20 protein-coding genes and 1 tRNA gene are annotated in these 24,218 nt (G+C 67.4%); 10 read left to right on the forward strand and 11 right to left on the reverse strand.

What is annotated here, in order from left to right:
• The first annotated feature begins 174 nt into the window (after window positions 1-174).
• On the forward strand, window positions 175-2,271 hold the full coding sequence (locus tag Y958_RS09785; protein WP_244909252.1) for a M13 family metallopeptidase: 2,097 nt from the start codon (window positions 175-177) through the stop codon (window positions 2,269-2,271).
• Window positions 2,272-2,372: 101 nt separating this feature from the next.
• Window positions 2,373-4,439, forward strand: a complete 2,067-nt coding sequence (locus Y958_RS09790) for a M13 family metallopeptidase (RefSeq protein ID WP_244909253.1) — start codon at window positions 2,373-2,375, stop codon at window positions 4,437-4,439.
• A gap of 230 nt (window positions 4,440-4,669) precedes the next feature.
• On the opposite strand, the gene ykgO is transcribed toward Y958_RS09790, so the two are convergent.
• Both ykgO and Y958_RS09800 read right to left on the reverse strand, forming a co-directional pair.
• Window positions 4,670-4,795 carry a type B 50S ribosomal protein L36 gene (gene ykgO / locus Y958_RS09795; protein WP_012973122.1) on the reverse strand — a complete coding sequence of 42 codons (126 nt, stop codon included), beginning with the start codon at window positions 4,793-4,795 and terminating at the stop codon, window positions 4,670-4,672.
• A gap of 96 nt (window positions 4,796-4,891) precedes the next feature.
• The gene (locus Y958_RS09800) at window positions 4,892-5,893 is read right to left on the reverse strand and encodes an SAM-dependent methyltransferase (RefSeq protein WP_050898165.1); all 1,002 of its coding nucleotides are present in this window, start codon (window positions 5,891-5,893) and stop codon (window positions 4,892-4,894) included.
• Between the two features lie 240 nt (window positions 5,894-6,133).
• On the opposite strand from Y958_RS09800, the gene Y958_RS09805 reads away from it, so the two are divergent.
• From Y958_RS09805 to ggt, 3 genes are all read left to right on the forward strand, one after another.
• Complete coding sequence (locus tag Y958_RS09805; RefSeq protein ID WP_088871834.1) at window positions 6,134-7,579, forward strand: sigma-54-dependent transcriptional regulator; 1,446 nt, start codon at window positions 6,134-6,136, stop codon at window positions 7,577-7,579.
• A gap of 293 nt (window positions 7,580-7,872) precedes the next feature.
• Entirely contained in the window at window positions 7,873-8,457 is a 585-nt protein-coding gene (locus tag Y958_RS09810; protein WP_088871835.1) for a cold-shock protein, read from the forward strand.
• A gap of 307 nt (window positions 8,458-8,764) precedes the next feature.
• A complete protein-coding gene (ggt, locus tag Y958_RS09815) occupies window positions 8,765-10,597 on the forward strand; it encodes a gamma-glutamyltransferase (protein ID WP_244909254.1) in 1,833 nt (610 codons plus the stop codon).
• Between the two features lie 134 nt (window positions 10,598-10,731).
• Here the strand turns inward: ggt and Y958_RS09820 are convergent, their stop codons facing one another.
• Window positions 10,732-11,697 (reverse strand): RNA polymerase factor sigma-32, encoded by a 966-nt coding sequence (locus tag Y958_RS09820; RefSeq protein WP_004272212.1) that lies wholly within the window; start codon window positions 11,695-11,697, stop codon window positions 10,732-10,734.
• Between the two features lie 368 nt (window positions 11,698-12,065).
• Here Y958_RS09820 and Y958_RS09825 point away from each other — a divergent pair, with 368 nt between their 5' ends.
• Window positions 12,066-12,815: an enoyl-CoA hydratase-related protein gene (locus tag Y958_RS09825; RefSeq protein WP_088871836.1), complete on the forward strand. Its 750-nt coding sequence runs from the start codon at window positions 12,066-12,068 to the stop codon at window positions 12,813-12,815.
• A 173-nt stretch (window positions 12,816-12,988) separates the two neighbouring features.
• On the opposite strand, the gene Y958_RS09830 is transcribed toward Y958_RS09825, so the two are convergent.
• Window positions 12,989-13,063, reverse strand: a tRNA-Val gene (locus Y958_RS09830).
• Between the two features lie 823 nt (window positions 13,064-13,886).
• Between Y958_RS09830 and Y958_RS09835 the strand changes: the two genes are divergently transcribed.
• Entirely contained in the window at window positions 13,887-14,882 is a 996-nt protein-coding gene (locus tag Y958_RS09835) for a glucokinase (RefSeq protein ID WP_088871837.1), read from the forward strand.
• A gap of 87 nt (window positions 14,883-14,969) precedes the next feature.
• On the opposite strand, the gene Y958_RS09840 is transcribed toward Y958_RS09835, so the two are convergent.
• On the reverse strand, window positions 14,970-16,427 hold the full coding sequence (locus Y958_RS09840) for an IS1182 family transposase (RefSeq protein WP_088871838.1): 1,458 nt from the start codon (window positions 16,425-16,427) through the stop codon (window positions 14,970-14,972).
• A 105-nt stretch (window positions 16,428-16,532) separates the two neighbouring features.
• A complete protein-coding gene (locus tag Y958_RS09845; protein WP_088872578.1) occupies window positions 16,533-17,129 on the reverse strand; it encodes a UbiX family flavin prenyltransferase in 597 nt (198 codons plus the stop codon).
• Window positions 17,130-17,343: 214 nt separating this feature from the next.
• Here Y958_RS09845 and Y958_RS09850 point away from each other — a divergent pair, with 214 nt between their 5' ends.
• Window positions 17,344-18,432 carry an alkene reductase gene (locus Y958_RS09850; RefSeq protein WP_088871839.1) on the forward strand — a complete coding sequence of 363 codons (1,089 nt, stop codon included), beginning with the start codon at window positions 17,344-17,346 and terminating at the stop codon, window positions 18,430-18,432.
• Between the two features lie 217 nt (window positions 18,433-18,649).
• Here Y958_RS09850 and Y958_RS09855 read toward each other — a convergent pair whose 3' ends face one another.
• Both Y958_RS09855 and Y958_RS09860 read right to left on the reverse strand, forming a co-directional pair.
• Complete coding sequence (locus Y958_RS09855) at window positions 18,650-19,285, reverse strand: DUF1013 domain-containing protein (protein ID WP_088871840.1); 636 nt, start codon at window positions 19,283-19,285, stop codon at window positions 18,650-18,652.
• Between the two features lie 216 nt (window positions 19,286-19,501).
• Window positions 19,502-20,479, reverse strand: a complete 978-nt coding sequence (locus Y958_RS09860) for an NAD(P)H-quinone oxidoreductase (protein WP_088871841.1) — start codon at window positions 20,477-20,479, stop codon at window positions 19,502-19,504.
• 140 nt (window positions 20,480-20,619) lie between these two features.
• On the opposite strand from Y958_RS09860, the gene Y958_RS09865 reads away from it, so the two are divergent.
• Window positions 20,620-20,805 (forward strand): DUF1192 domain-containing protein, encoded by a 186-nt coding sequence (locus Y958_RS09865; RefSeq protein WP_040847295.1) that lies wholly within the window; start codon window positions 20,620-20,622, stop codon window positions 20,803-20,805.
• 142 nt (window positions 20,806-20,947) lie between these two features.
• Here the strand turns inward: Y958_RS09865 and Y958_RS09870 are convergent, their stop codons facing one another.
• Window positions 20,948-21,742, reverse strand: a complete 795-nt coding sequence (locus Y958_RS09870; RefSeq protein WP_088871842.1) for a class I SAM-dependent methyltransferase — start codon at window positions 21,740-21,742, stop codon at window positions 20,948-20,950.
• A 137-nt stretch (window positions 21,743-21,879) separates the two neighbouring features.
• On the opposite strand from Y958_RS09870, the gene Y958_RS09875 reads away from it, so the two are divergent.
• On the forward strand, window positions 21,880-22,707 hold the full coding sequence (locus Y958_RS09875) for a helix-turn-helix transcriptional regulator (protein WP_088871843.1): 828 nt from the start codon (window positions 21,880-21,882) through the stop codon (window positions 22,705-22,707).
• Here Y958_RS09875 and Y958_RS09880 read toward each other — a convergent pair whose 3' ends face one another.
• Window positions 22,708-22,923 carry a ribbon-helix-helix domain-containing protein gene (locus tag Y958_RS09880; RefSeq protein ID WP_088871844.1) on the reverse strand — a complete coding sequence of 72 codons (216 nt, stop codon included), beginning with the start codon at window positions 22,921-22,923 and terminating at the stop codon, window positions 22,708-22,710.
• Window positions 22,920-24,218: an adenosylmethionine--8-amino-7-oxononanoate transaminase gene (locus Y958_RS09885; RefSeq protein WP_088871845.1), complete on the reverse strand. Its 1,299-nt coding sequence runs from the start codon at window positions 24,216-24,218 to the stop codon at window positions 22,920-22,922. Before Y958_RS09885 ends, Y958_RS09880 begins: the two co-directional genes overlap by 4 nt.

Genomic DNA, 24,218 nt, shown 5'->3' on the forward strand with positions numbered 1-24,218 from the left:
CGTGCGGCGCCTATGGTACTGTCGCCCCCATCAAATCATTTCGCCTGGGATCAAATTTTCGGGCAGCCTTGATTTTGACCCCTTTGGGGTCCCTGGCTTGGTTGCCGTGGGCAGCGGCACCGGCCGACGAGGGGACCCCGCAGGGCCCAACGACAACAACAGGTGATGGATCACATGTCCGGGGTACGCAGCCTTTCCACATCGGCCGCACTGGCCGCCCTGATCGCCGCCGCCGGCCTGGCCGGCTGCCAATCCACCGACAGCAGCGCGCCGGCACCCCCCGCCGCCCAGCCGGCACCACCGGCCCAGGGCGCCAGCGTCCCGGCCGCCCCCGGCCTGCCGGTGGTCGATAACGGCGTCAACCCCTGCGAGAACTTCTTCCTGCATGCCTGCAGCGTGTGGAACAAGCGCAACCCCATCCCGGCGGACCAGCCGCGCTGGGGCACCTTCAACAAGCTGGCCGACGACAACCTGGCCCTGCTGCACGACGAGTTGGAGAAGCTGGCCGCCCATCCGACGCCGGACAATTCTTCGTTTGAAGGGCAACGGGTCGCCGACTTCTACGCCGCCTGCATGGACGAGAAGGGCATCGAGGCGCGGGGCCTGGTGCCGCTGCAGCCCCTGCTGGGCCGCATCAACGGCCTGAAGAGCAAGAAGGCCCTGACCAGCCTGCTGGTCGACCTGCACATCGCCGGCGTCAACGCCTTCCACCGCGTGGGCCAGCAGCAGGACTACAAGGACGCGACCCAGGTCATCGCCGGCGTCTACCAGGGCGGCCTGGGCCTGCCGGACAAGCCCTATTATTTCCGCGACGACGAGAAGTCCAAGCAGCAGCGGACCGCCTACGTCACTCACATCCAGAAGATGATGGAACTGGCGGGCCTGCCCGACGCGGCCGCCAAGGCCCAGACGGTCATGACCATCGAGACGCGCCTGGCTGACGCTTCGCTGGACCGCGTCGCCATGCGTGAGCCGGAGAACCGCTATCATCTCAAGACCTTCGCCGAGCTGCGGAAGCTGGACCCGGCCATCGACTGGGCGGCTTACGTCCGTGGTGCGGGGATCAAGCAGCCGGCCACGCTGAACGTCAGCAATCCCGATTACATGAAGCGGGAAAACGAGCTGATCCACAGCCTGAGCCTGGCCGACATCAAGACCTATCTGACCTGGCGCACCCTGAGCGCCTATGCCAACTGGCTGCCCGACGCCTTCGTGCAGGAGAACTTCAACTTCTATGAGCGCACCATGCGCGGCGCCAAGGAGATGAAGCCCCGGTGGAAGCGTTGCGTCAGCGCCACCGACACTGCCCTGGGCGAGGATCTGGGCAAGTACTTCGTGGCCCGCGCCTTCGGGCCGGAGAAAAAGGCCCGCATGCTGCAGATGGTGGCCGACATCCGCAAGTCGCTGGACGAGACCTTCCCCACCCTGACCTGGATGAGCAAGGAGACGCAGGCCAAGGCCCATGCCAAGCTGGACGCCTTCACCGCCAAGATCGGCTACCCCGACAAGTGGCGGGACTACAGCGCCCTGGCGGTCAGCCGCGGCGACGCCCTGGGCAACGCCCTGCGGGCCGAGTCCTTCGAGTTCCACTACGACATGGCCAAGATCGGCAAGCCGGTGGACAAGGGCGAATGGGGCATGACCCCGCCCACCGTCAATGCCTACTATTCCTCCACCCACAACGACATCAACTTCCCCGCCGGCATCCTGCAGCCGCCCTTCTTCGACAGTGCGGCCGACGACGCCGTGAACTACGGCGCCATCGGCGTGGTGATCGGCCATGAGATCAGCCATGGCTTCGACGACCAGGGCCGCAAGTTCGACGGCGACGGCAACCTGAAGGATTGGTGGACGGCCGACGACGCGGCCCAGTTCAAGACCCGCGCCCAGTGCCTGGTCGACCAGTACGGCGGCTATGTCGCCGACGGCGACGTGAAGGAAAACGGCAAGCTGAAGCTGGGTGAGAACACCGCCGACAACGGCGGCATCCGTGTCGCCTACCGCGCGCTGATGAAGCGGCTGGGCGCGAAGAAGGATGAGAAGATCGGCGGCCTGACGGCGGCCCAGCGCTTCTTCTACGGCTTCGCCCAGGTCTGGTGCGGCGAGGCGCGGCCGGAATACCGGCGCCTGCAGGCCCAGACCGACCCGCATTCCCTGGGTGAGTATCGCGTGAACGGCACCCTCTCGAACATGAAGGAGTTCGCGGAGGCGTTTAACTGCAAGCCCACCGACAAGATGGTGGCCGGCGACAAGGCCTGCCGCGTCTGGTGACCGGCGTCCGACAGGGGTGCCGATGGGGGCGCCGGTGCGGACCACCGGCGCCCTCCTTTCATTTTGAAGAGCCAAAAACATAACGAAGGTGGAGCATCCACATGAGCAAGCCTATCGCGGGGATACTGAACCGGGCGGCGCCCATCGCCTTGGCCACCGCCCTGGTGGCGCTACCGCTGGTCGCGGCCCAGGCGGCCGAATCGGCGAAGCCCGCCGCCAAGGCGTCCGCCACGGACGCGGCCCTGCCCCAGGTCGACGACTCGGTCGATCCCTGCCAGAACTTCTACCAGTACGCCTGCGGGCCGTGGATCAAGGCCAACCCCATTCCCAGCGACCAGTCGCGCTGGGGCAGCTTCAACGCCCTGCATGAGCGCAACCAGCAGATCCTGAAGACGGCGTTGGAAGACATCGTGGCGCATCCCTCCGCCGATAACCAGCGCGTGGGCGATTTCTACGCCGCCTGCATGGACGAGGCCGGGGCCGATGCCAAGGGCGCCGCCCCCATCCAGCCGCTGCTGGACCAGATCAAGGCCCTACCGGGCAAGGAGCAGCTGCCGGCCCTGGTGGCCGCGCTGCACGACGTGGGCGTGGATGTGCTCTTCAGCTTCGGCTCGCAGGCGGACTTCCAGGATGCCCGCCAGGACATCGCCGTGATCGACCAGGGCGGCCTGGGCCTGCCCAACCGCGATTATTATGTCCGCGAAGGCGCCAAGTTCGACGGCATCCGCCAGGCCTATGTCGAGCATGTATCGCGCACTTTCCAGCTGCTGGGCGACGCCAAGGCGGCGGCCGATGCCAAGGCCCAGGTGGTGATGCGCCTGGAAACGGACCTGGCCAAGGCCTCGCTGAGCCTGGCCGACCGCAACGACCCGCAGAAGGTGAACCACAAGGAGCCGGTGGCCACCCTGTCCACCCTGGCGCCCGGCTTCGCCTGGGCCGACTATTTCAAAGCCACGGGCGCGCCCGCGTTCCAGACCCTGAACGTGACGGAGCCCGACTTCTTCAAGGCGCTGCAAACCGTGCTGGCCGGCGCCTCGGCCGACGACGTGAAGACCTATCTGTCCTGGCATGTCGCCCACGCCTTCTCCAGCAACTTGTCCAAGGCCTTCGTGGATGAGCGCTTCAGCTTCTACTCCAAGAAGCTGCGCGGCGTGGAACAGAACCTGCCGCGTTGGAAGCGCTGCGTCATGGAGACGGACAACGCGCTGGGCGAGGATCTGGGCAAGTATTATGTGAAGACCGCGTTCGGCGCCGGCCAGAAGGCCAAGATGCTGACGATGGTGAAGAACCTGAAGGCGGCGTACTCGGTCGATATCGACCAGCTGGACTGGATGAGCGCCGAAACCAAGAAGCGCGCGCACGAGAAGCTGGACGCCATCGTCGACAAGATCGGCTACCCCGACAAGTGGCGCGACTATTCCTCGGTCGTGACCAGGAAGGACGACCTGGTGGGCAACGTGGAACGCGCCACCGAGTTCGAGACCAAGCGCCAGCTGGCCAAGATCGGCAAGCCGCACGACCGGGCGGAATGGCTGATGAGCCCGCCGACCGTGAACGCCTATTACGACCCGACCGAGAACGACATCAACTTCCCGGCCGGCATCCTGCAGCCGCCCTTCTATTTCGCGGGTGCCGACGACGCCATCAACTACGGCGCCATCGGCGCGGTCATCGGCCATGAGATGACCCACGGCTTCGACGACCAGGGCCGCCAGTACGACAAGGACGGCAACCTGAAGGACTGGTGGACGGCCGACGACGCCAAGAAGTTCGAGGCCCGCGCCCAGTGCGTGGTGGATGAGTACGACGGCTTCGTCGCCATCGACGACGTGCACCTGAACGGCAAGGCCACGCTGGGCGAAAACCTGGCCGACAATGGCGGCCACGCCATCGCCCTGAAGGCCCTGATGGCCACCCTGAAGGGCAAGACCGCCAAGAAGGATGGCCGCTTCACCACCGAGCAGAAGTTCTTCCTGGGCTATGCCCAGGTGTGGTGCAGCAACCAACGCGACGACGCCAAGCGCGACCAGGCGATCACCGACGTTCATTCCCTGTCGGAGTACCGGGTGAACGGCGTCGTCTCCAACAATCCGGAGTTCGCCAAGGCCTTCAACTGCAAGGCCGACGCCCCGATGAACCGCGGCGCCAAGGCCTGCAAGGTCTGGTAAGCGGCCGGAACCACACCGTGGCTTCCCCGGAAGCCACGGGCCGAGTCTCAAAGGAAGAGCCCCGCCGGCCTGTGCTGGCGGGGCTTTTTCATGGCTGGGCGGCAATCACGGCCGAATCGCGCTCGAGCCGCAAGAAATCCCAAAATCCCAAAACAAAAACCGCGCCTTCATTCAGGCGCGGCCTTTGGTTCCAATGGCCGGCGAGCCGGCCACGGGGCAGAAACGCTTTATTAGCCCTGGCGGGCCTTGAAGCGCGGGTTCTGCTTGTTGATGACGTACACGCGACCCTTGCGGCGGATAACGCGGCAAGCCTTGTGGCGGGTCTTCATCGACTTCAGGGAGTTCACGATCTTCATGATTTGGACTCGGGCACTTGGATGGATCACGGTTCGAGGCCGGGAAAATAGTAAGGGCCGGCCCCGCTGTCAACCTGAGTCATATCGTAAAATCGATCAGCTGATATCCGCCGGCTTCAATACATAGAAACGGTAGAGGCGGATGCCGGCATCCAGCACCGCCACGCGGCGGGCCCACAGTTCCACCTCCTCCACCACCGCGATCTTGGTCTCGTGATCCATGCTGTGCTGTTCCAGGTGGGTCACCAGCCCCTGGATGGCGGTCAGGATCAGGCTGCGGTGCAGGTCGGACAGGTCCTCGGTGATGCGGATGTCCAGGTTGCGCTGCTGTAGGCCCTGGGCGTACTGGTCCACCGTCCAGGGATGAGGCTCAACCGGTTCATGGTCCAGCCAGCCCTTGAAAATGGGGCCGCTGGCCTTGGCCTTGTCCAGAACATAGTCGGTGAACAGGAAATGGCCGCGCGGCTTCAGCGCCGCCTCCACCGCGTCCAGTAGGCCGTCCTTGTTGCGGACGGTGTAGAAGCCCTCTTTGGCGAACACGGCGTCCACGCGCTTGGGCCAGGAGAAGGTTTCAGGGTCGAAGGGCTGGATGGGCGCCTGGCGGGCCATGCCGGCCTTGTGCGACCGGAACATGCCGGCCTCCGCCAGCACGGGATTGGATTCCAAACCCGTCACCCAGGCGCCGAATTGCGAGGCCATGCTGCGGGTGGACCCACCCAGGCCAGCGGCCAAGTCCAGCACGCTCATGGCAGGGTTCAGGCCCAGGGGCTTCACCAGGGTGGGGATGTGTTCGTTGCCGCCGGGGGTGGCGTAGCCGTCGCCCCAAATCTTTTCCGCCACCTGCACGCGGGTGGCCGTCCACAGGGGCTTGCCGGAGCGGTTCAGGGTGCGCCGCTCCGTGGCGGACTGGGGCGACTGTTTGGCGGAACCGCCCTGGGCGCCCCCTGCCCCCTGTTCCTCATCGGCACGCGGACGGCGGCTGAGCACCGCAGCCAGGTCGTAGCCTTCCCACCAGGCGACGAAGCGATCCTTCAGGGTCGCTTGCGGCAAGGTCGCCGGTGGCAGCGCCGCACCCTTGGAGCCCTGCTGGGCAGACATGCGTGGAACCAGCCCCGTGGAACATTAATGCGGAAACATATTGTACAGTCATTGCGTGGCGGTTGAAATGGCAATGCTGAAACGCGCGCGCGGCTTGGGGGCACCTGGATAGGGCGGGAATTGGCCCGCCTTCTGCCTGGCTCACGCCGCCAGCGCCGCGAATACGCTACGATTCCAGGCGCTTGCGTTGCGCACCTGTCCTTCGCCCCGGGCATCCCACCCGCTACACCAGATAGGCCCATGACCGAGTCGGATCTCAACCGGGTGCTGCTCGTCGAGGACACCGCCCCCTTGGCCCGGGTCTACACCGAATACCTGCATAGCGAGGGGTACGAGGTGGAGCACCAGGAGACGGGCACCCAGGCGCTGGAAAGCCTGCGCCTGCGACAGCCGGGCGCCCTGGTGCTGGACTTGAAGCTGCCGGACATCGATGGGCTGGAGGTGCTGCGCGCCGCCCGGGAGAGCCACCCCGACCTGCCGGTGATCGTGGTGACGGCCCACGGCTCCATCAGCGTGGCGGTGGAGGCCATGCGCGACGGCGCCTTCGATTTCCTGGTGAAGCCCTTCACCGCCGCCCGCCTGATCGTCACCGTGCGCAACGCCCTGGAGCGGCGGCGCCTGACCCGCATCGTCGCCCATTACCGGCGGGAGTTGGACCGGGGCAGCTTTCATTCCTTCATCGGCGCCTCCACCCCCATGCAGACGGTCTATCGCCTGATCGAAAGCGTGGCGCCCAGCCGGGCCAGCGTCTTCCTCACGGGCGAGAGCGGCACGGGTAAGGAGCTGGCGGCCGATGCCATCCACCGCTGCAGCCCCCGCCGCGATCATCCCTTCATCGCCATCAACTGCGCCGCCATCCCCAAGGACCTGCTGGAAAGTGAGATCTTCGGCCATGTTAAGGGCGCCTTCACCGGGGCGGTCGGCGACCGCGCGGGCGCCGCGCGCCAAGCCGACGGCGGCACCCTGTTCCTGGACGAGGTGTGCGAGATGCCGATGGAGCTGCAGGCCAAGATCCTGCGCTTCGTCCAGACCGGCACATTCCAGCCAGTGGGCGGCACGCAGATGGAGAAGGTGGACGTCCGCTTCATCTCCGCCACCAACCGCGATCCGCTGGCCGAGGTGGCGGCCGGCCGGTTCCGCGAAGATTTGTACTATCGCCTGCACGTGGTTCCCATCCACCTGCCGCCCCTGCGCGAGCGGGAGGGCGACGTCTGCCTGATCGCCCGCCACTTCCTGGCGGACATGGCGAAGGAGGAGGGCAAGGCCTTCCAGCGCCTGGACGGCGACGCCGAATCGGCGCTGATGGCCTATGACTTCCCCGGCAACGTCCGCCAGTTGCAGAACATCCTGCGCAACGTGGTCGTCCTGAACGACGGGGCCGCCGTCACCCGCGCCATGTTGCCGGAACCGTTGCGCAGCGCCACGGTGGATACCGCCGCGCGCCGGAACCCGCCCGAGTCTGGCGCCGCACCGTCCCCGGAGCGGACGCCGGCCGCGCAGGCCGCCGCGGATCCGCTGGCCTCCTCAACCGAGATCGTGCCCCTGTGGCAGCTGGAAAAGCAGGCGATTCAACGTGCGCTTGCACTGACGGGCGACGATGTGCCCCGGGCCGCGGCGCTGCTGGAAATCAGCCCATCGACCATTTATCGCAAGCTTCAACAGTGGAAAATTAAGATCACCGGCTGACCAAAGGAGGGCCCCTATATCTGGGGCCCGGGCGCCAGCATTGCTACCCGTTATTGCGGCCTATTCAGGTTGATGGCGCAAGTGCGCCCGGCGGGGCCCAGCTACCTCCGAAATGACTTGGGCATCCGGCATCGCATGGCTGGTGCAGTCCCGTTTTTTTCGGTATAAGCTCCCACACAGGAGAGAATCCTGCGCAGCCAGATCCGGCTTGGGAGGGGCGCGTGTTAGGGCCTTTCCTTGCGACCGGTGCCCCCGGCCAAGCACTTTATCGACTACATTCGAGTTCAAATCACATGTATGAGCGCCGTTCTCCGCAGAGCCCGCAGATCACCCGCCGGGGCGTCAACGCCACCGTCAAGTGGTACAACCCCACGAAAGGTTTTGGTTTCGTGACCCTGTCCGACGGGTCGCCGGACGCCTTCTTGCACGCTTCCGTCGTGCAGGCCTTCGGCCATGACAGCCTGGCGGACGGCACCACCATCAATTGCGACCTGTCCCAGGGCCAGAAGGGCCCGCAGGTTGCCGCCATCCACAGCGTGGACGAGTCCACCGCCACCCCCGGTGGCGGCGGCGGCGGCATGGGCGGTGGCATGGGCGGCGGTCGCCGCGACAGCTTCGGTGGTGGCGCCCCGCGCCGTGCCGCCGGTGGCTGGGAATCCAGCGGCCCGACCGAGACCGTTGAAGGCACTGTGAAGTTCTACAGCGCCGACAAGGGCTTCGGTTTCGTGACCCCCGATGGCGGCGGGAAGGACGTGTTCGTCCACATCACCGCGCTGGAGCGTTCGGGCGTCCGCGCCCTGACGCCGGAGCAGCGGGTGCGCCTGACGACCAGCATGGGTCAGAAGGGTCCGCAGGCCAATCGCGTGGAAGTCCTCTGATCCATCCGATCTGGTAGAACGGGATTGACGGCGCCGGGAAACCCCGGCGCCGGATTTCCTGTTTCCTGACAGATGGGTTCGTCCTCGACCCGCTGGCATCCGGCAGCATCCCTTTCGGGGTCGGCCGGGCGTTGGCGTTGGGGAGCTTAATTCGCGGGCCGGAGACACGGAACGCGCCGTCCAGCCGGACGGCGCGTTTTGTTTTGCCCGCATGGTAGCGGTAACAGGGCGCGAGCGGCGTGCCCCTCCTCCCCCGGGCCACCTCTCCCCTGTTCCCTGGCCGGCGGCGGCATGCCATTGTTGCGGCATGCATAAAAAGCCCCGGCAGCCCGCCCCCGCCCCCACCCGCCGCCCGTTCACCGCCGCCCTCCTGGCCGGCGCACTGGTCCTGGCACCGCTGGTGGCGGCCGGCCCGGCCCATGCCCAGGGCGGCGATCCGGAACTGGCCTCACCCTTCACACCACGGCCGGTGGTGCGCACCAAGTCAGACATGGTGGTGGCGGCCAACCCGCTGGCGGCGGAGGCCGGGCACGCCATGCTGCGGCAGGGCGGCAGCGCCGTGGACGCCGCCATCGCCGTGCAGTTGGTGCTGGGCCTGGTGGAGCCGCAGTCCTCCGGTCTGGGCGGGGGCGGCTATATGCTGATCTGGGATCCCAAGGCCAGGAAGCTGGTGTCCCTGGATGGACGGGAGACGGCGCCCGCGGGGTCCACCGCCGATCGCTTCGTCGGCCCTGACGGCCGCCCCATGCCTCTGATGCGTGCCTTCGACGGCGGTCGCGCCGTGGGTACGCCGGGCATCCCCGCCCTGCTGGCCGAGGCGCACAAACGGTATGGCAAGCTGCCCTGGGCCACCTTGTTCCAGCCGGCCATCCAGCTGGCCCGCGACGGCTTCGTCGTCAGCCCGCGCCTGGCCCTGTTGCTGAAGGGCCTGACGCCGCAGCTGAAGGACCGGCCCGACATGCTGGCCCTGTTCTTCCATACCGGGCCCGACGGCAGCCTGACGCCGCTGCAGGCCGGGGAGACTTTCCGCAACCCCGCCATGGCCCACACGCTGGAGGTGTTGGCCGCGCAGGGCCCCGACGCCTACTACCACGGCGTCCTGGGCCAGGATCTGGCCAAGCATCTGGCCGACAGTGCCCTTCCGGCCAACACACCCGGGGGGGCTCCGGCCTTGGTCACCATCCAGGATCTGGCAGCCTACAAGGTCGAGGAACGCGATCCCCTGTGCACGCCCTACCGCCAGTGGAAGGTGTGCAGCATGGGCCCCAGCAGTTCCGGCGGCATCGCCATCGTGGAGATGCTGGGCCTGCTGGAACATTTCGACATGAAGGGCCTGGGCAAGGACTCCCCCACCGCCTGGCACCTGATGGTGGAAGCCAGCCGCCTGGCCTATGCCGACCGCGACCTCTATGTCGGCGACCCCGCCTTCGTCTCCGTGCCCAAGGGGCTGCTGGACAAGAGCTACCTGGCCGAGCGCGCCAAGCTGATCGACCCGGCGCACGCGGCCAAGGGCCCCGTGGCCGCCGGCGTGCCACCGCAGAAGCAGGGGGCGCTGTACGGCCCCGGCTGGCAGGCGGACATCCCGTCAACCTCGCACATGTCCTTGATGGACGACAGCGGCATGGCCGTGTCCTTCACCACGTCGGTGGAGTTCGCCTTCGGCTCGGGCATGGCGGTGGACGGCTATGTGCTGAACAACCAGCTGACCGACTTCTCCTTCATCCCCACCAGCCCGGGCACAGGCCTGCCCGTGGCCAACGCCGTGGCGGCGGGCAAGCGTCCGCGATCCTCCATGGCGCCCACTATCGTCTTCGACCAGGCCGGCAAGCCCATGCTGCTGGTTGGCTCGCCCGGCGGGCCGGCCATCATCGGCTATGTCGCGGAAACCATCGTGGCGGCGCTGGATTGGGGCCTGGACGCGCAGGAAGCCGTCAGCCTGCCGCGTATCGTCAACCGCAACGGCACCACCGCCCTGGAAAGCGGCCCCTGGGCCCCATCCCTGAAGGCCGGGCTGGAAGCGCTGGGCCAGACGGTGGAGCTGAAGGCCATGCCCAGCGGCCTGCACGTCATCAAGCGCACCGCCACCGGCCTGGAAGGCGGCGTCGACCCCCGCCGCGAGGGGCTGGCGGCGGGAGACTGAAGCGCCGCCGCCATTTTCATTTTTTGACTAGGCCATGACTGCGGCCGCCGGAGCGAGCACCGAAGGGCGCAGCGAGGATTTAGGCAAGCGGGCGCATGCCAGCGCCCGCCGCCTGAGGGAACCTGTATTAAATCTCACGCCGCCGAGCGGGCGGCCTGGGCCATGATGTCGTTGGCGGTGGGCACACGGCCCATGCCGGACTTCGCGCGCTTGGCCGCCATGGGCAGGATGGGGGCGGTGATGGTGCCGCCCTCGGCCGCGCGGCGCACGCTGCGGGCCACCTTGCTGTAGGCGCCGGTCTCGATCTGGCGGATGCGTTCCTTGCTGACGCCGTAATGCTGGGCCAGCCGCTCCAGCGTCACCGGCTCGTCCGCCAGGTTGCGGGAAATGAAGATGTGGCGCTCACGGTCGCCCAGCGACTTCAGGGCGTCCAGCATCAGGCCCTTGCGCTGGCGCAGCTCACTGCCTTCGGCCAGACGGCTTTCCACCGATTCGGTGTCGTCCGCCAGCAGGTCCATGGCCTCCTGGTCATTATCCTCGCCCATGGAGACATTCAGGGAGGCGACGGGCGTCGCGAAGCGATGCTCCATTTCCCGCACTTCCTCCACCGTGGCGTCCATCTCCACCGCGATGCGCCCCGCCTCCTCGTCCGTCATCATGCGGTCGTGGACGCCCAGCCGGCGTTGGGCCTGGCGCAGGTTGAAGAACAGGCGCTTCAGGGCGGCGGTGTTGCCCCCCTTCAGCATGGACCAATTGTGCAGGACGTAGGACTGTACCTCCGCCCGGATCCACCACAGCGCATAGGTGGCGAGGCGGAAGCCGCGCGACGGGTCGAATCGCTGCACCGCCTTCACCAGGCCGATGTTGGCCTCCGACACCAGGTCGCCCACGGGCAGGCCGGACCGGGCATAACGGGAGGCGATCTTGATCGCCAGGCGCATATGGCTGTGCACCAGTTCGTCGGCGGCGCGCTGGTCCTGGTTGAGGGTCCAGCGGTTGGCAAGCTCAAGCTCTCGCTCGGGCGACAGCATGGGGTAGCGGTTGGCCTGGGCCGTGTAGGCCCGCAGCAGGTCGACCGACTCAGAAGAGAATGAACCCATCGCCCGTCCCCTTTCAGTACCGTCCTGGCCACATATCGGCGCCGGACTTGGCCCAGAGTAAGGTGGTGGGAGGCAACAAATCCGACGCGCCCCGTTCACCACGCTGTCATCTTTTGCCGGGACATCTAAAGATTGGGTTAACAGCCTTGAACAAGCACGCGGCGTACCCAACGCCCTTTCCAACCGCCGCCGCGGCCGGATGGTTCCGGCGCGCTTGACGTCCGCGGGGCGGATCATCCCAGTGAATGTCATCATGCAAGCCTTGCCCGCCGTGCCCGGCTGCGGCAGCATCCCGGGATAAGCAATCACTAACCCCGGAGCCGGGCGCCTGAGGCGTCGCCGCCGGGGGCACCTTGGGAGATGAGAAGATGAGTCAAGCCGCGGTCCTGGTGGAGGACGGGAACGGCGTCCGCACCCTGGTGCTGAACCGCCCGGAAAAGCGCAATGCCCTGACCGGCGCCATGTATTCGGCCCTGGCCGAGGCGCTGACCGGCGCCGCCACGGATGACGCCGTGGGCGCGGTGCTGATCCAGGGATCGGGCGGCAGCTTCACCGCCGGCAACGACCTGGCGGACTTCCTGGCCAGCCCCACGCTGTCGGCCGACACCCCGGTGATGCGCTTCCTGCACGCGCTGGCGACATTCCCCAAGCCCGTGGTGGCGGCGGTGGAAGGCCACGCGGTGGGCGTGGGCACCACCCTGCTGATGCACTGCGACCTGGTCTACGCCGCCCCCACCGCCCACTTCGCCATGCCGTTCGTCAGCCTGGGCCTGGTGCCGGAGGCGGGATCCAGCGTGCTGGCCGCCCGCCTGCTGGGCCACCCCCGCGCCGCCGCCATGCTGATGGCGGGTGAGGCGCTGACGGCCGACGCAGCGGAGGCGGCGGGCCTGATCAACGCCGTCATCCCGTCTGAAACACTGTATGAGCACGCGGCGGCCAAGGCGGCGGCGCTGGCGGCCAAGCCGCGCGCGGCCATGGCCAACACCAAGGCCCTGATGCGCCATGACACGCCCCAGGTGCTGGAGGCCATGGCGCGTGAGGCCACCCTCTTCGCCCAGGCGCTGACCAGCCCGGAGGCCAAGGCCGCCTTCCAGGCCTTCTTGTCCAAGGGCCGCTGATCGGAGACGCTGATGGGCGGTTCCGCCCGTGTCCCTGAGCGTCGGGGATGCGGGCGGGCCACGCCTCGGGGCACAGCCCGGCGGGCAACGTCGATCCTGTTCAGACCAGAAACACAAAAGCCGCGTCCGGTCGCCCGTCGCGGCTTTAACATACTGATTTTTCTGGGGAAGGATGGTGGGCGCGACAGGGATTGAACCTGTGACCCCTACCATGTCAAGGTAGTGCTCTCCCGCTGAGCTACGCGCCCATCCTTCGAAATCCACCGATTTTTGCGGGGCCCCGTTACCGGGGTCATCGGCGTGGGCGGCTGTGTAGCATCGCCCGAACCGGCTGGCAACCCTTCTGTTTCATCAAATCGAAAATTTTCTTCCCCCTGCCGCTGATGGGCGCGACGGCGCGGGGGAATGAAGCGTTCCAGTGGAGCGGTGGGGTTCACCTTCGCCGGCGGCGGGGGCGATACCGGCGACCGGGGCGGCTCACCGGCCGCATGAGGGCCGGGGCCCGAAAACAGTCCGCGTCGCTTGGGGCGCAGGGTAGTCGGGTAGTTGGGCCTCCACCCAGCGGACGTCGGCGGGAGGGCCCGAGACCCGGAAATAAAGAAGGCCGCGCCAATAGGCGCGGCCTTGAGTTTAGGGAGGAAACGCCCAAGAAGTGCGTTACGACAGAACCACAATCGCGGCCATGTCGCACTGCACAATATGCCGATCAGGACCCGCTTGATCAAGCGGAAAATGCATCTTGGCCGAAGAATCTTGATTATTCAGGCTATTGCCTCTGGCCGCTGAAAATCGGCTTACCCCGACCGTTGTGCGACGCAACACATTGATTCAAGAGAAAATCGTGTAATTGCGTTACATCGCAGGAGGGCTCGGTGCCCCAATTTTCTTACACCAATGATATTGACAGCGCTGTCTCCGCCACGCTCTAAGTCGGATGCGAAAACGCGCGTGGGCGGGGTTTCCCCCCGGGCGCACACCCTATCTGTATAATGGGGTACGCACCCCGGCGGCCGGGCATAAGGCCGCCGGGTCGTTGGAACGGGAAGGAAACGGAAAAGGAAGGCGTCACCCATGCAGGGCCTCTCGCTTTTGGCGGACATCGGCGGCACCAACGCCCGGTTTGCCCTCTCCGAGTCCTCGGAAACGGCGCCGCACGACGCCCACGCCGCCAGCATCTCGGGCGTGCGCATCCTGCCCTGCGCCGACTATCCCTCACTGGAAGCAGCGGCGGAGGCCTATCTGGCGCTGGAAGCGCCGGGCGCCCGGCCCAAGCAGGCCGCCATCGCCCTGGCGGGCCCCGTGACCGGCGACCGCATCCGCATGACCAACCTGCCGTGGGAATTCTCGATCGACGGCGTGCGCCGCTCGCTGTCGCTGGACCGGCTGGAGGTGGTCAACGACTTCACCGCCGTCGCCCTGTCCATTCCCGCCCTGGGCCCCGACGACCGGGCGCAGGTGGGGGACGGTGCGCCCGTGGCGGACGCGCCCATCGCCGTCCTGGGCCCGGGCAGCGGCCTGGGCGTCTCATCCCTGATCCCGCGCAAGCGCAGCAACGGCCAGCCCGGCTGGACCGCGCTGGCAACGGAAGGCGGCCACGTCACCATGGCCCCGGTGAATGACCGGGAGTCGGCCATCCTGGCAGTGCTGCGCAAGCAGTTCGACCATGTGTCGGCGGAGCGCGTGCTGTCCGGCCCCGGCCTGGTGAACCTGTATGAGGCCGTGTGCCTGGCCGATGGCAAGGAGCCGGCGCGCCTGACCGCCGCCCAGGTCACGGCGGCCGCCACCACCCACGCCGGCGATCCGGCCTGTATCGAGGCGCTGGAGACCTTCTGCGGCATGCTGGGCACCGTGGCCGGCAACCTGGCCCTGTCCATCGGCGCACGCGGCGGCGTTTACATCGCCGGCGGCATTGCGCCGCGCATCCTGTCCTTCTTCACCCATAGCCGCTTCCGCAAGCGTTTCGTGGAAAAGGGCCGCATGCGCGACTATCTGGGCCCCATCCCCACCTACGTGGTGACCCATCCGCTGCCCGCCTTCCTGGGCCTGACGGCCAAGCTGGACGGCTAAAGAGAAAAGAGCGCCGCGGGCCCCGCGGCGCTCCAGACTGCTGACAAACCCCGTCGATTTTCGGCGGGGTTTGGTTTTGTGCGGTTTTCAGATGGCAGCAGGGTGGAAGAGGCGGAAGGCGGCCAGGAGTTCGCTGATTAAGCAGTTGAGCGCGTGGATGAAGCGCTTGCGGTTAGGTCCGAGGCCGTCTGTCCCACGCCAGCGGGCCAGGATGGTTGCAATCTTCTTGATGTTCTGGGCAGCGGCGGCAAGCAGGCACTGTTCGGTGACCTTGGCGAGGCCACGCAGGCGGGCGTAGCGGTGGCCATGAAGCTGCTTGGCGTCGGCAAAGCTGCGCTCGACCGTCTCCTTGCGCCTGGCATAGACCTTCTTGCCCCAGGGTGTCTGGCGGTTCTCGTGGATGTGGTCCTTGGCGTCCTGCCAGACATGGCGGGTGACGACCTTGGTATGGTTGGCGCTGCTGGTGCAGGAGGCCAGCAAAGGGCATGTGCGGCAGAGGGCCGGGTCGCTCTTGTACTCGCGGTAGCCTTCCCGGTTGGTGGTGGCGTAGCGCAACTCCTGGCCTTCAGGGCAGCGGTAGACATCAACCTCCCGGTCGTACTTGAAGTCCCGCTTGCGTAGATACCCTTGGCGATGGGTGGGCCGGCTGTAGCCGATCACGCCCTCGATGCCCCTGTCCTCCAGGCCCTTGGCGATGCCGGCGGTGGAGTAACCCGCGTCCAGCCCGACGTACCGCACATCCAGATCGAAGCGTTGCCGCTGCCGGTCCAACCGGGCCAGGTAGGGAATGCTGTCATGCACGTTGCCAGGCGTCACGAAGCTGTCGGTGATGATGGCGTGGCGGCTGTCCACCGTCCGATGGTCCAGGTAGAAGAAGCCCTTGGGTTTGCCGTCCCGCACCATGTAGCCGGCATCCGGATCGGTACGGCTGATCTTGGTCTCCTTGACCTCCGGCTCCCGCTCCTTCGCCTTCAGCGGCCCCTTGCCGTGCGCCGCCCGATCCGCGTCGATCGCCTGGTCCAGCGCGTCCAGATAGTCTGCCCGCGACTTCGCCGCCATCGCCAGGTCGTACTTGTTCTTGTTGGCGTTGGCCTTCAGGTGCGTGCTGTCCGTGTACAGCACCATCCCGTCAACCAGCCCAGCCCGCACCGCCTGAAGCACGATCTCATCGAAGATGTCCTGATAGACCGTGCTGTCCCGGAACCGACGACGCCGGTTCTGGCTCAAGGTCGAGGCGTCCGCCACCTTGTCCGTCAGCCGAAGCCCCAGGAACCAGCGGTACGCAACGTTCACTTCAACTTCCCGCATCAGCTGACGCTCCGAGCGGATGCCGAACAGATAGCCGATGAACAGCGTCTTGAACAAAACCACCGGGTCCAGTGCTGGACGCCCGTTGTCTGGGCAATAAAGGGGCGCCACCCGATCCCGGATGAAGGTGAAGTCCAGCGCTGCGTCGATCTTCCGCAGCAGGTGGTCCGACGGAACCAGCGACGTGATCGTCACCATCTCCAGTTCCGTCTGTGAGGGCGTCGGCGGCTTCAGCATAAAGACATTGAATCAAAAGCCCCCGCCATAGGCGAGGGCTTTGTCAGCAGTCTGGAGCGCCGCGGGCCCCGCGGCGCTCTTTTCTTTTGAGCTCCGGGAGTCCTCTCACCCGATCTCGGTATCCTCGGGCGGCGCTTCGCCCCAGCGGCGCAGGCGGCCGCCGTCGATGTCGAACAGGTCCAGGATGCGGCCGACGGTATGGTCCACCAGCTCGTCCACGCTGGCCGGCCGGATGTACATGGCCGGCACCGGCGGGGCGATGATGGCCCCCATCTCGGCCAGGGCCGTCAGGGTGCGCAGATGGCCCAGGTGCAGGGGCGTCTCGCGCACCATCAGCACCAGGCGCCGCCGTTCCTTCAGCACCACGTCCGCCGCCCGCGTCAGCAGGCTGGAGGTCACGCCGGTGGCGATCTCGCTCATGGTGCGGATGGAACAGGGCGCGATGACCATGCCCAGGGTGCGGAAGCTGCCACTGGAGATGGCGGCGCCCACGTCGGCAACGGCGTGGTTGACGTCCGCCAGGGCCCGCACGTCTGCGGGCTTCATATCCGTCTCATGCGCCAGCGTCATCTCCGCCGACCGGCTCATCACCAGGTGGGTCTCGATGGGCAGGGGGCGCAGCGTTTCCAGCAGGCGCACGCCGTATCGCACGCCGGAGGCGCCGCTGATGCCGACGATGAGGCGGGAGGGGGCGTTGGTCATGATGCTGGGATGTAGCGCCGCGCCGGCGCCGCCGTCCACCGGAATTGTTTTTGGATGAAACGACGCCGCCCGGTACGAACCCACCATTATTTCCCGATCGCGAAGGGTCATGTCACAACAGCGGGCTAAAAGCGGCACCGTCGCGGACCTATGTTCATGGGCGTGCCGTTAACCATGGCCTCTCAAGCCATCCCCAGAAGGAACGGGTTCGACCATGACCACCACTCCCGATCTTTTCGCGCCCGCCCATATCGGCGCCATCCCCGTCGCCAACCGTATCGCCATGGCGCCCCTGACGCGCGCCCGCGCCGGCATGGACGGGGTACACACACCCCTGGCCGTAGACTATTACCGCCAGCGCGCCACCGCAGGCCTGATCATCACCGAGGCCACCAACATTTCGCGCCAGGGGCGCGGCTACGCCTATACGCCCGGCATCTACACGCCGGAGCATGTGACGGCGTGGAAGGCGGTGACGGACGCCGTACACCAGGCCGGCGGCCACATCGTGCTGCAGCTGTGGCACGTGGGCCGCATCTCCCACACCAGCCTGCAGGAGGGCGGGGCCGCGCCGGTGGCGCCCAGCGCCTTGCAGGCGGGCGGCGAGACCTATGTCGAGGGCGGCTTCGCCCAGCCCTCACCGCCCCGAGCCCTGGAGACGGCGGAGATCGCCGGCATCATCGACGACTATCGCAACGCCGCCCGCAACGCCAAGGCCGCCGGTTTCGACGGGGTGGAGGTGCACTCCGCCAACAATTACCTGCTGGAGCAGTTCATCCGCGACAGCACCAACCACCGCACCGACCGCTATGGCGGCAGCGTGGAGAACCGCACCCGCCTGACGGTGGAGGTGGCCCAGGCCGTGGCCGAGATCTGGGGATCGGACCGTGTGGGCGTGCGCCTGTCGCCCATCACCCAGGCGGCGGGGAACACCCCGCTGGACAGCGACCCCAACGGCACCTACGGCTTCCTGGCCGAGCGGCTGGGTGAGCTGAACCTGGCTTACCTGCACTGCGTGGAAGGCCAGACGCGCGGTCCCAACGGCGCCCAGAACTTCGACTTCCAGGCCCTGCGCCGGAAGTTCGGCGGCGGCTATATCGCCAACAACGGCTATGACCGCGACCTGGCGGCCCGCACCATCGCCGAGGGCCGCGCCGACATGGTGGCTTTCGGCCGCCCCTTCATCGCCAACCCCGACCTGGTGCACCGCCTGAAGACCGGCGCGCCCCTGGCGCAGGCCCCGCAGGAAGCCTTCTACGGCGGCGGCGCCAAGGGTTACACGGACTGGCCGAGTGCTGCTTAATCGTTTTCCTCAGACGCCGGCAGGCCATCCGGCCTTTGCTTGTCCTCCCTTTCCGGTCCGCTGACGCTCCCCGGAAAGGTCCGGCGCCTGCGGTCGCAGGCCACCACCGGCATGAAGCGCTCATGCCGGTGGGGCGAGCGCGAAACGTTTGGAAAAGAAAAAGGGCGACCTCTCGCGGGGCCGCCCTTTTTTATTCAGCGCTGGGTGAGACCTGGGATCAGTCCTCGGTCTCTTCGCCCTCGTGCTCTTCGTCATACGCCGCCTGCTGTTCAGCCAGGGCACGATCCTCGGCGGTTTCCAGCAGGGTGGTGGTCTCCAGCTCCGGCTCGGGCAGGCCACGGCGGGCGCGGGACAGGGCCGCCTCCAGCTCACGCTGGCTGCACAGGCCCAGCAGCACGGGGCTGCGCGGCTTGATGTTGCTGGTGTTCCAGTGGGTCTTGTCGCGCACCGCGGCGATGGTCGGCTTGGTGGTGCCGATCAGGCGGGAAATGGCGGCATCCGACAGTTCCGGATGATTCTTCAGCAGCCAGGCGATGCCATCGGGCTTGTCGCCGCGCTTGGTCACCGGGGTGTAGCGCGGGCCCTTGGCACGCGCGATCGGCTGCGGCAGGTCGTGGATGCGAATCTGCAGCTTCAGGTCCGGGTTCTTCTCGCAGCGCTCGATCTCATCCTTGGTCAACTCGCCGTTGCCCACCGGATCGCGCCCGACCATGCCGATCGCCACCTCGCCATCGGCGATGGCCTGCACTTCCAGCGAGTGCATGCCGCAGAATTCGGCGATCTGCTCAAAGGACAGCGCGGTGTTCTCAACCAGCCAGACCGCGGTCGCCTTCGGCATCAAGGGCAGTGCCATGCTTCCTCCTAACCCGTGGCGGAAATCCCCGCCAACACGCATCAAAACCCGTGAACAAGGTCGCGAAAAGCAATATCCGCCCGTCGCGCGGGCTGAAGGCCCCACGCAGCCGGACGGAAAACTGTGACGCGTACATGAGCTATATAGAGGCACGCGACGGGCGAGGCCACGCCTTTTTATGGGCTGGGCCTCACTTGTCGCGGCCTTTTCCCGACCTTAAACTGTCAAAACGATCTTCCCGACATGGCCGCTGCTTTCCATCAGCGCGTGCGCCGAGGCCGCCTCTTCCAAGGGGAAGGTCTTGAAGATGACCGGGCGAACCTCTCCTCGCGCCAGCAGCGGCCACACCTTTTCCGCCAAGCTGGCGGCGATGGCCGCCTTTTCCTCCGCCGAACGCGGGCGCAGCGTCGATCCGGTCAGGATCAGGCGCTTGGTCATCACCGGCGCCATGTTCAGCGCCACCTTGGCCCCGCGCAGGAAGGCGATGGTCACGTGGCGGCCCTGGTCGGCCAGGGCGTCGATGTTGCGCGGCACATAGTCGCCGCCCACCATGTCCAGGATGACGTCCACACCCCGGCCCCCCGTCGCCTCCTTCACCACGGCGACGAAATCCTCCGCCTTATAGTCGATGCCGCGCTCGGCGCCGATGTCCTCACAGGCCTTGGCCTTGTCCGGCCCGCCGGCGGTGGCGAAGACGCGGGCGCCGAAGGCCTTGGCCAGCTGGATGGCCGTGGTGCCGATGCCGCTGGTGCCACCATGGACCAGGAAGCTTTCCCCCGCCGCCAGCCGGCCACGGTCGAAGACATTGGTCCAGACGGTGAAGAAGGTTTCCGGCAGGGCGGCCGCCTCCACCATGCTGAAGCCTTCCGGCACGGGCAGGCACTGGCCGGCCGGCGCCACGGCATGGTCGGCATAGCCGCCACCGTTGACCAAGGCGCAGACCGCGTCGCCCACGGTCCAGCCCGTCACCCCCTCGCCCAGCGCGGCGACGGTGCCCGCCACCTCCAACCCCGGCAGGTCGGATGCACCAGGGGGTGGCGGATAGCTGCCGGCGCGCTGCAGGCAATCCGGCCGGTTGACGCCGGCGGCGGCCACCCGGATCAGGATTTGGCCCGGGCCCGGCTGCGGCGTCGGCCGCTCGATAGGCTTCAGAACCTCGGGACCGCCGGGTTGGGTGATGGCGATGGCACGCATGGTTGCAGGATCTCCACGACTACGTCCGGCGGGGGATGGCCCCCTCGCCGCTTGGGGTCTTGCACCATGTAGGCCCCCGGCGGCACAGTGACAACCGACACGCCGGAGGGCCGACCCTCCACAGGAAAGGCAGCCGCCCCATGGACACCGACGACATCGCCCCGCCGCCGAGCCGCCCCAGCAGCTTCCTGGACATCGCCCGCCTGTCGGTGGGCGAACTGCGCGAATACCGCAACAGCCTGGAGGCGGAGATCGCGCGGGTGGACGACGCCATCAAGGCCAAGCAGGCCTCGCTGAACGCCGCCGCCGCGTTTTTCAAAAGCTAGCGGCGGCATGAGCTTTCGCCTCATGCCGCCGTAGGATGCGACCGCATCCGCCGGAGCTTTCCGGGAAGCCGAAGGCGGACTGGAAAGCGAGGAAGCCAAGCCCGCGGATGCGGGCGCCCGGCGACTGAGGACTTTCCAATAATCAAACCGGGACGGCCTCGAACGTCGCTGTATCCAGGGTGAAGGTGCCGTCGGCCTCGATGGCGAAATGGCTGCGCACCATGTCCGCCATGCGGTCTTGCAGGGACCGGATGGCCGCCACGTGGCTGTCTGGCGGACTCATGCGGGCGATCCAGCTGGCGAACTCCAGGCGCAGGCGCCGCTGCGTCACGCGGCCCACCTCGAACCGCGCGTCAGCCAGTGCAGCCCGCCATTCCGCCACCGAATAATTGCGCACGTGCGACGGGTCGCGCAGCAGTTCGATCGACTGCAGGAAGGTGTCCAGCAGCGGCTGACCCGGCGTCACCACATCCATGAAGACGGCGATGCCGCGCGGCTTCACCACCCGCCGCGCCTCCCTCAGGCCCGCCCCCAGGTCCGGCCAGTGGTGGGCGCTGTATCGGCTGAACACCGCGCAAAAATGCGCCTCTGGCGCTGGCACGGCATCGGCCCGGCCCACCCGGGTCTCGATATTGGCCAGGCCCCGCCGTCCGGCCTCCGCCGCCACGGCGTCCAGCATGTCGGGCGAAAGGTCGCAGGCAGCCACCTGGCCCACGTGCGGCGCCACGGTGAAGGCGACATGGCCGCCGCCACATCCCAGGTCCAGCGCCGTCTTATAGCCCTTGCCCGCCACCAGGTCGGCCAGCTGGCGCAAATCCTCGCCCTGGGCGTGGACGGCGCTGGCGACATAAGCGGCGGCCTGTGGCCCGAACTGGCCAGCCACCAGCGATTCCTGGTCGCGGCTCCCAACCGTTTGAGACGCGTGCTGGGTGGTCATTCCCTACTCCATTTCTTAGTCAAAGCTGCCCCGGTTCGGCGGGGTGGAGCGCCAGGGTGACAGAACCTTAAACTGGTACCAGATCCAGGTTTATACTGGTATCAATCGCTACCACCTTACCTTAAAGGCCCGCGCCCATGGACATCCTGGACACCTCGAAACGGCGCGAGCTGGGGGAGTTCGTGCGGGCGCAGCGGGAACGGCTGTCACCGGCGGCCCTGGGCCTGGCGCCCGGGCCCCGCCGCCGCACGCCCGGCCTGCGGCGGGAGGAACTGGCGCAGCTGAGCGGCGTCAGCGTCACCTGGTACACCTGGATCGAGCAGGGCCGCGACGTCTCCATCTCTCCCGCCGCCCTTGGCCGCCTGGCGGTGGCCCTGCGCCTGTCGGCGGCGGAGCGGGCCTATCTGTTCGACCTGGCGGGCAAGCGCGACCCGGACGGGGCCGCCGCCGGGGAAGACGCGCCGGTGCCGGCGGCGCTGGACGCCCTGGTCCGGGGCGTCCCATACCCGGCCTATCTGCTGGACCGGCAATGGAACGCCCTGGCCTGGAACGCGGCGGCGGCCCGCCTGTTCATCGGCTGGCTGGATCACGGCGAGGATCGCAATCAACTGCGCTACCTGTTCCTGGCCCCCGCCGCCCAGGCCCTGATCCCCGACTGGGCGGAACGGGCGCGGCGGGTGGTGGCGGAGTTCCGCGTGGACTACAGCCATCACCTGAACGATCCCGGCATGCGGGCCCTGGTGACGGACCTCAGCCAGCGCAGCCCCCTGTTCGCCGACCTCTGGCACGCCCATACCGTCACCGCCCGCGCCGGTGGCGAGCGCGCCTTCGAACACCCGACCGACGGCCCCCTGCGCTATGAGCAGCTGACCTTCGCCCTGGCAGGGCAGACGGATGTGAAGCTGGTGACGTTGGTGCCCATTGGGGTGCCCACCGGGCCGCCCATTGGGGTGGCGGCCGGTTGATCAGGCCGGGACCTTCCCCTTCACCCACAGCAGCGCCGCGACGCGCAGGGCGCTGGATAGGTTGCCGTCGCGGTTGCCGTCGATCTCCTCCACCAGGGCGTTGATCGACAGGCTGCGCGCCACGGCCATGTCCTTCAGCGTTTCCCAGAACGGCTCCTCCAGCGTGACACTGGTGGGGTGGCCGGCGATCAGGACGGAACGCTTGCGCAGGGTCATGCGGTGGCTCGCTGATGCTCGGTCACGGCGTCGACCACGGCATGGGTGAGGAAGGCCAGGTCGTCGGCGTCCATGGTGTAGGACGGGGTAAGGTAGACAATGCGGCCGAAGGGCCGCACCCAGACGCCCCGGTCGATCAGGCGCCGCTTCAGCCCGTTCATGTCGGCGATGCGCTCCAGCTCCACCACGCCGATGGCGCCCAGGGTGCGCACGTCCATCACGCCGGGCAGATCGCGGCAGGGCTCCAGGCCCACCGCCAGGCCCCGGGAGAGAGCGGCCACCTGGGCCAGCCTGGGCTCGCTCTCGAACAGGTCAAGGGAGGCGTTGGCGGCGGCACAGGCGAGCGGGTTGGCCATGTAGGTGGGGCCATGCATCAGGGCCGCCTGTGCGTTGTCCGACCAGAAGGCCTGAAACACCCGGTCGCTGGCCACGGTGGCGGCCAGGGCCATGGTGCCGCCGGTCAGGGCCTTGGACAGGGTGATGATGTCGGGCACCACGCCGGCGGCCTCGCACGCGAACATAGTGCCGGTGCGGCCGAAGCCGGTGAAAATCTCATCGAAGATCAGCAGCAGGCCATGGCGGTCGGCGGCGGCGCGCAGGGTGCGCAGCACCCGGGCGTCATGGAACAGCATGCCGCCCGCCCCCTGCACCAGGGGCTCCACCAGGATGGCGGACAGGGTGTGGGCGTGGGCGGCCAGATCACGCTCGAACCGCGCCGTCGACTCCTCGTCCACCGGCAGGTCCAGGATGAGATGTTCGGGCAGCAAGCCGGCGAACAGGCTGTGCATGCCTTCCTCCGGGTCGCACACCGCCATGGTGGCGATGGTGTCGCCGTGATAGCCGCCGCGGAAGGCCGCCAGCTTGGTGCGGCCGGGCACGCCCCGGTTCAGCCAATACTGCGTCGCCATCTTCATGGCGATCTCAACGGAGACGGAGCCGCTATCGCAGAAGAAGACGCGGTTGAGGTCGCCCGGCAGCATGGCGGCCAGGCGGCTGGCCAAGGTATAGGCCGGCTCATGCGCCAGGCCGCCGAACATGACGTGCGGCATGCGCGCCATCTGTTCGGCCACCTTCTCGCGGATGTGGGGGTGGTTGTAGCCGTGGCAGGCCGTCCACCAGCTGGCCACCCCATCCACCAGCCGCCGTCCATCGGCCAGGGTCAGGCGCACCCCCTCCGTCGCCACCACGGGCAGGGGCGGCAAGGCCGTCTTCATCTGGGTGTAGGGCAGCCAGACGTGCTGGCCGCCCCGCTCGAACCAATCGTTCCGGTCAGGAAACGATCCATGTGTGCCCAT

This window comes from Nitrospirillum viridazoti CBAmc, assembly GCF_000730165.1.
Taxonomy (GTDB): Bacteria; Pseudomonadota; Alphaproteobacteria; order Azospirillales; family Azospirillaceae; genus Nitrospirillum; species Nitrospirillum viridazoti.

What these genes read in the sequence shown, in the direction of transcription:
- Y958_RS09820 (WP_004272212.1), bottom strand. Translation starts at nt 11,697, where the DNA reads ATGGGTTCATTCTCTTCTGAGTCGGTCGACCTGCTGCGGGCCTACACG.
- Y958_RS09880 (WP_088871844.1), bottom strand. Translation starts at nt 22,923, where the DNA reads ATGACCCTGCGCAAGCGTTCCGTCCTGATCGCCGGCCACCCCACCAGT.
- Y958_RS09825 (WP_088871836.1), top strand. Translation starts at nt 12,066, where the DNA reads ATGAGTCAAGCCGCGGTCCTGGTGGAGGACGGGAACGGCGTCCGCACC.
- Y958_RS09885 (WP_088871845.1), bottom strand. Translation starts at nt 24,218, where the DNA reads ATGGGCACACATGGATCGTTTCCTGACCGGAACGATTGGTTCGAGCGG.
- Y958_RS09865 (WP_040847295.1), top strand. Translation starts at nt 20,620, where the DNA reads ATGGACACCGACGACATCGCCCCGCCGCCGAGCCGCCCCAGCAGCTTC.
- Y958_RS09785 (WP_244909252.1), top strand. Translation starts at nt 175, where the DNA reads ATGTCCGGGGTACGCAGCCTTTCCACATCGGCCGCACTGGCCGCCCTG.
- Y958_RS09810 (WP_088871835.1), top strand. Translation starts at nt 7,873, where the DNA reads ATGTATGAGCGCCGTTCTCCGCAGAGCCCGCAGATCACCCGCCGGGGC.
- Y958_RS09840 (WP_088871838.1), bottom strand. Translation starts at nt 16,427, where the DNA reads ATGCTGAAGCCGCCGACGCCCTCACAGACGGAACTGGAGATGGTGACG.
- Y958_RS09860 (WP_088871841.1), bottom strand. Translation starts at nt 20,479, where the DNA reads ATGCGTGCCATCGCCATCACCCAACCCGGCGGTCCCGAGGTTCTGAAG.
- Y958_RS09800 (WP_050898165.1), bottom strand. Translation starts at nt 5,893, where the DNA reads ATGTCTGCCCAGCAGGGCTCCAAGGGTGCGGCGCTGCCACCGGCGACC.
- ykgO (WP_012973122.1), bottom strand. Translation starts at nt 4,795, where the DNA reads ATGAAGATCGTGAACTCCCTGAAGTCGATGAAGACCCGCCACAAGGCT.
- Y958_RS09855 (WP_088871840.1), bottom strand. Translation starts at nt 19,285, where the DNA reads ATGGCACTGCCCTTGATGCCGAAGGCGACCGCGGTCTGGCTGGTTGAG.
- Y958_RS09870 (WP_088871842.1), bottom strand. Translation starts at nt 21,742, where the DNA reads ATGACCACCCAGCACGCGTCTCAAACGGTTGGGAGCCGCGACCAGGAA.
- Y958_RS09835 (WP_088871837.1), top strand. Translation starts at nt 13,887, where the DNA reads ATGCAGGGCCTCTCGCTTTTGGCGGACATCGGCGGCACCAACGCCCGG.
- ggt (WP_244909254.1), top strand. Translation starts at nt 8,765, where the DNA reads ATGCATAAAAAGCCCCGGCAGCCCGCCCCCGCCCCCACCCGCCGCCCG.
- Y958_RS09875 (WP_088871843.1), top strand. Translation starts at nt 21,880, where the DNA reads ATGGACATCCTGGACACCTCGAAACGGCGCGAGCTGGGGGAGTTCGTG.
- Y958_RS09805 (WP_088871834.1), top strand. Translation starts at nt 6,134, where the DNA reads ATGACCGAGTCGGATCTCAACCGGGTGCTGCTCGTCGAGGACACCGCC.
- Y958_RS09850 (WP_088871839.1), top strand. Translation starts at nt 17,344, where the DNA reads ATGACCACCACTCCCGATCTTTTCGCGCCCGCCCATATCGGCGCCATC.
- Y958_RS09845 (WP_088872578.1), bottom strand. Translation starts at nt 17,129, where the DNA reads ATGACCAACGCCCCCTCCCGCCTCATCGTCGGCATCAGCGGCGCCTCC.
- Y958_RS09790 (WP_244909253.1), top strand. Translation starts at nt 2,373, where the DNA reads ATGAGCAAGCCTATCGCGGGGATACTGAACCGGGCGGCGCCCATCGCC.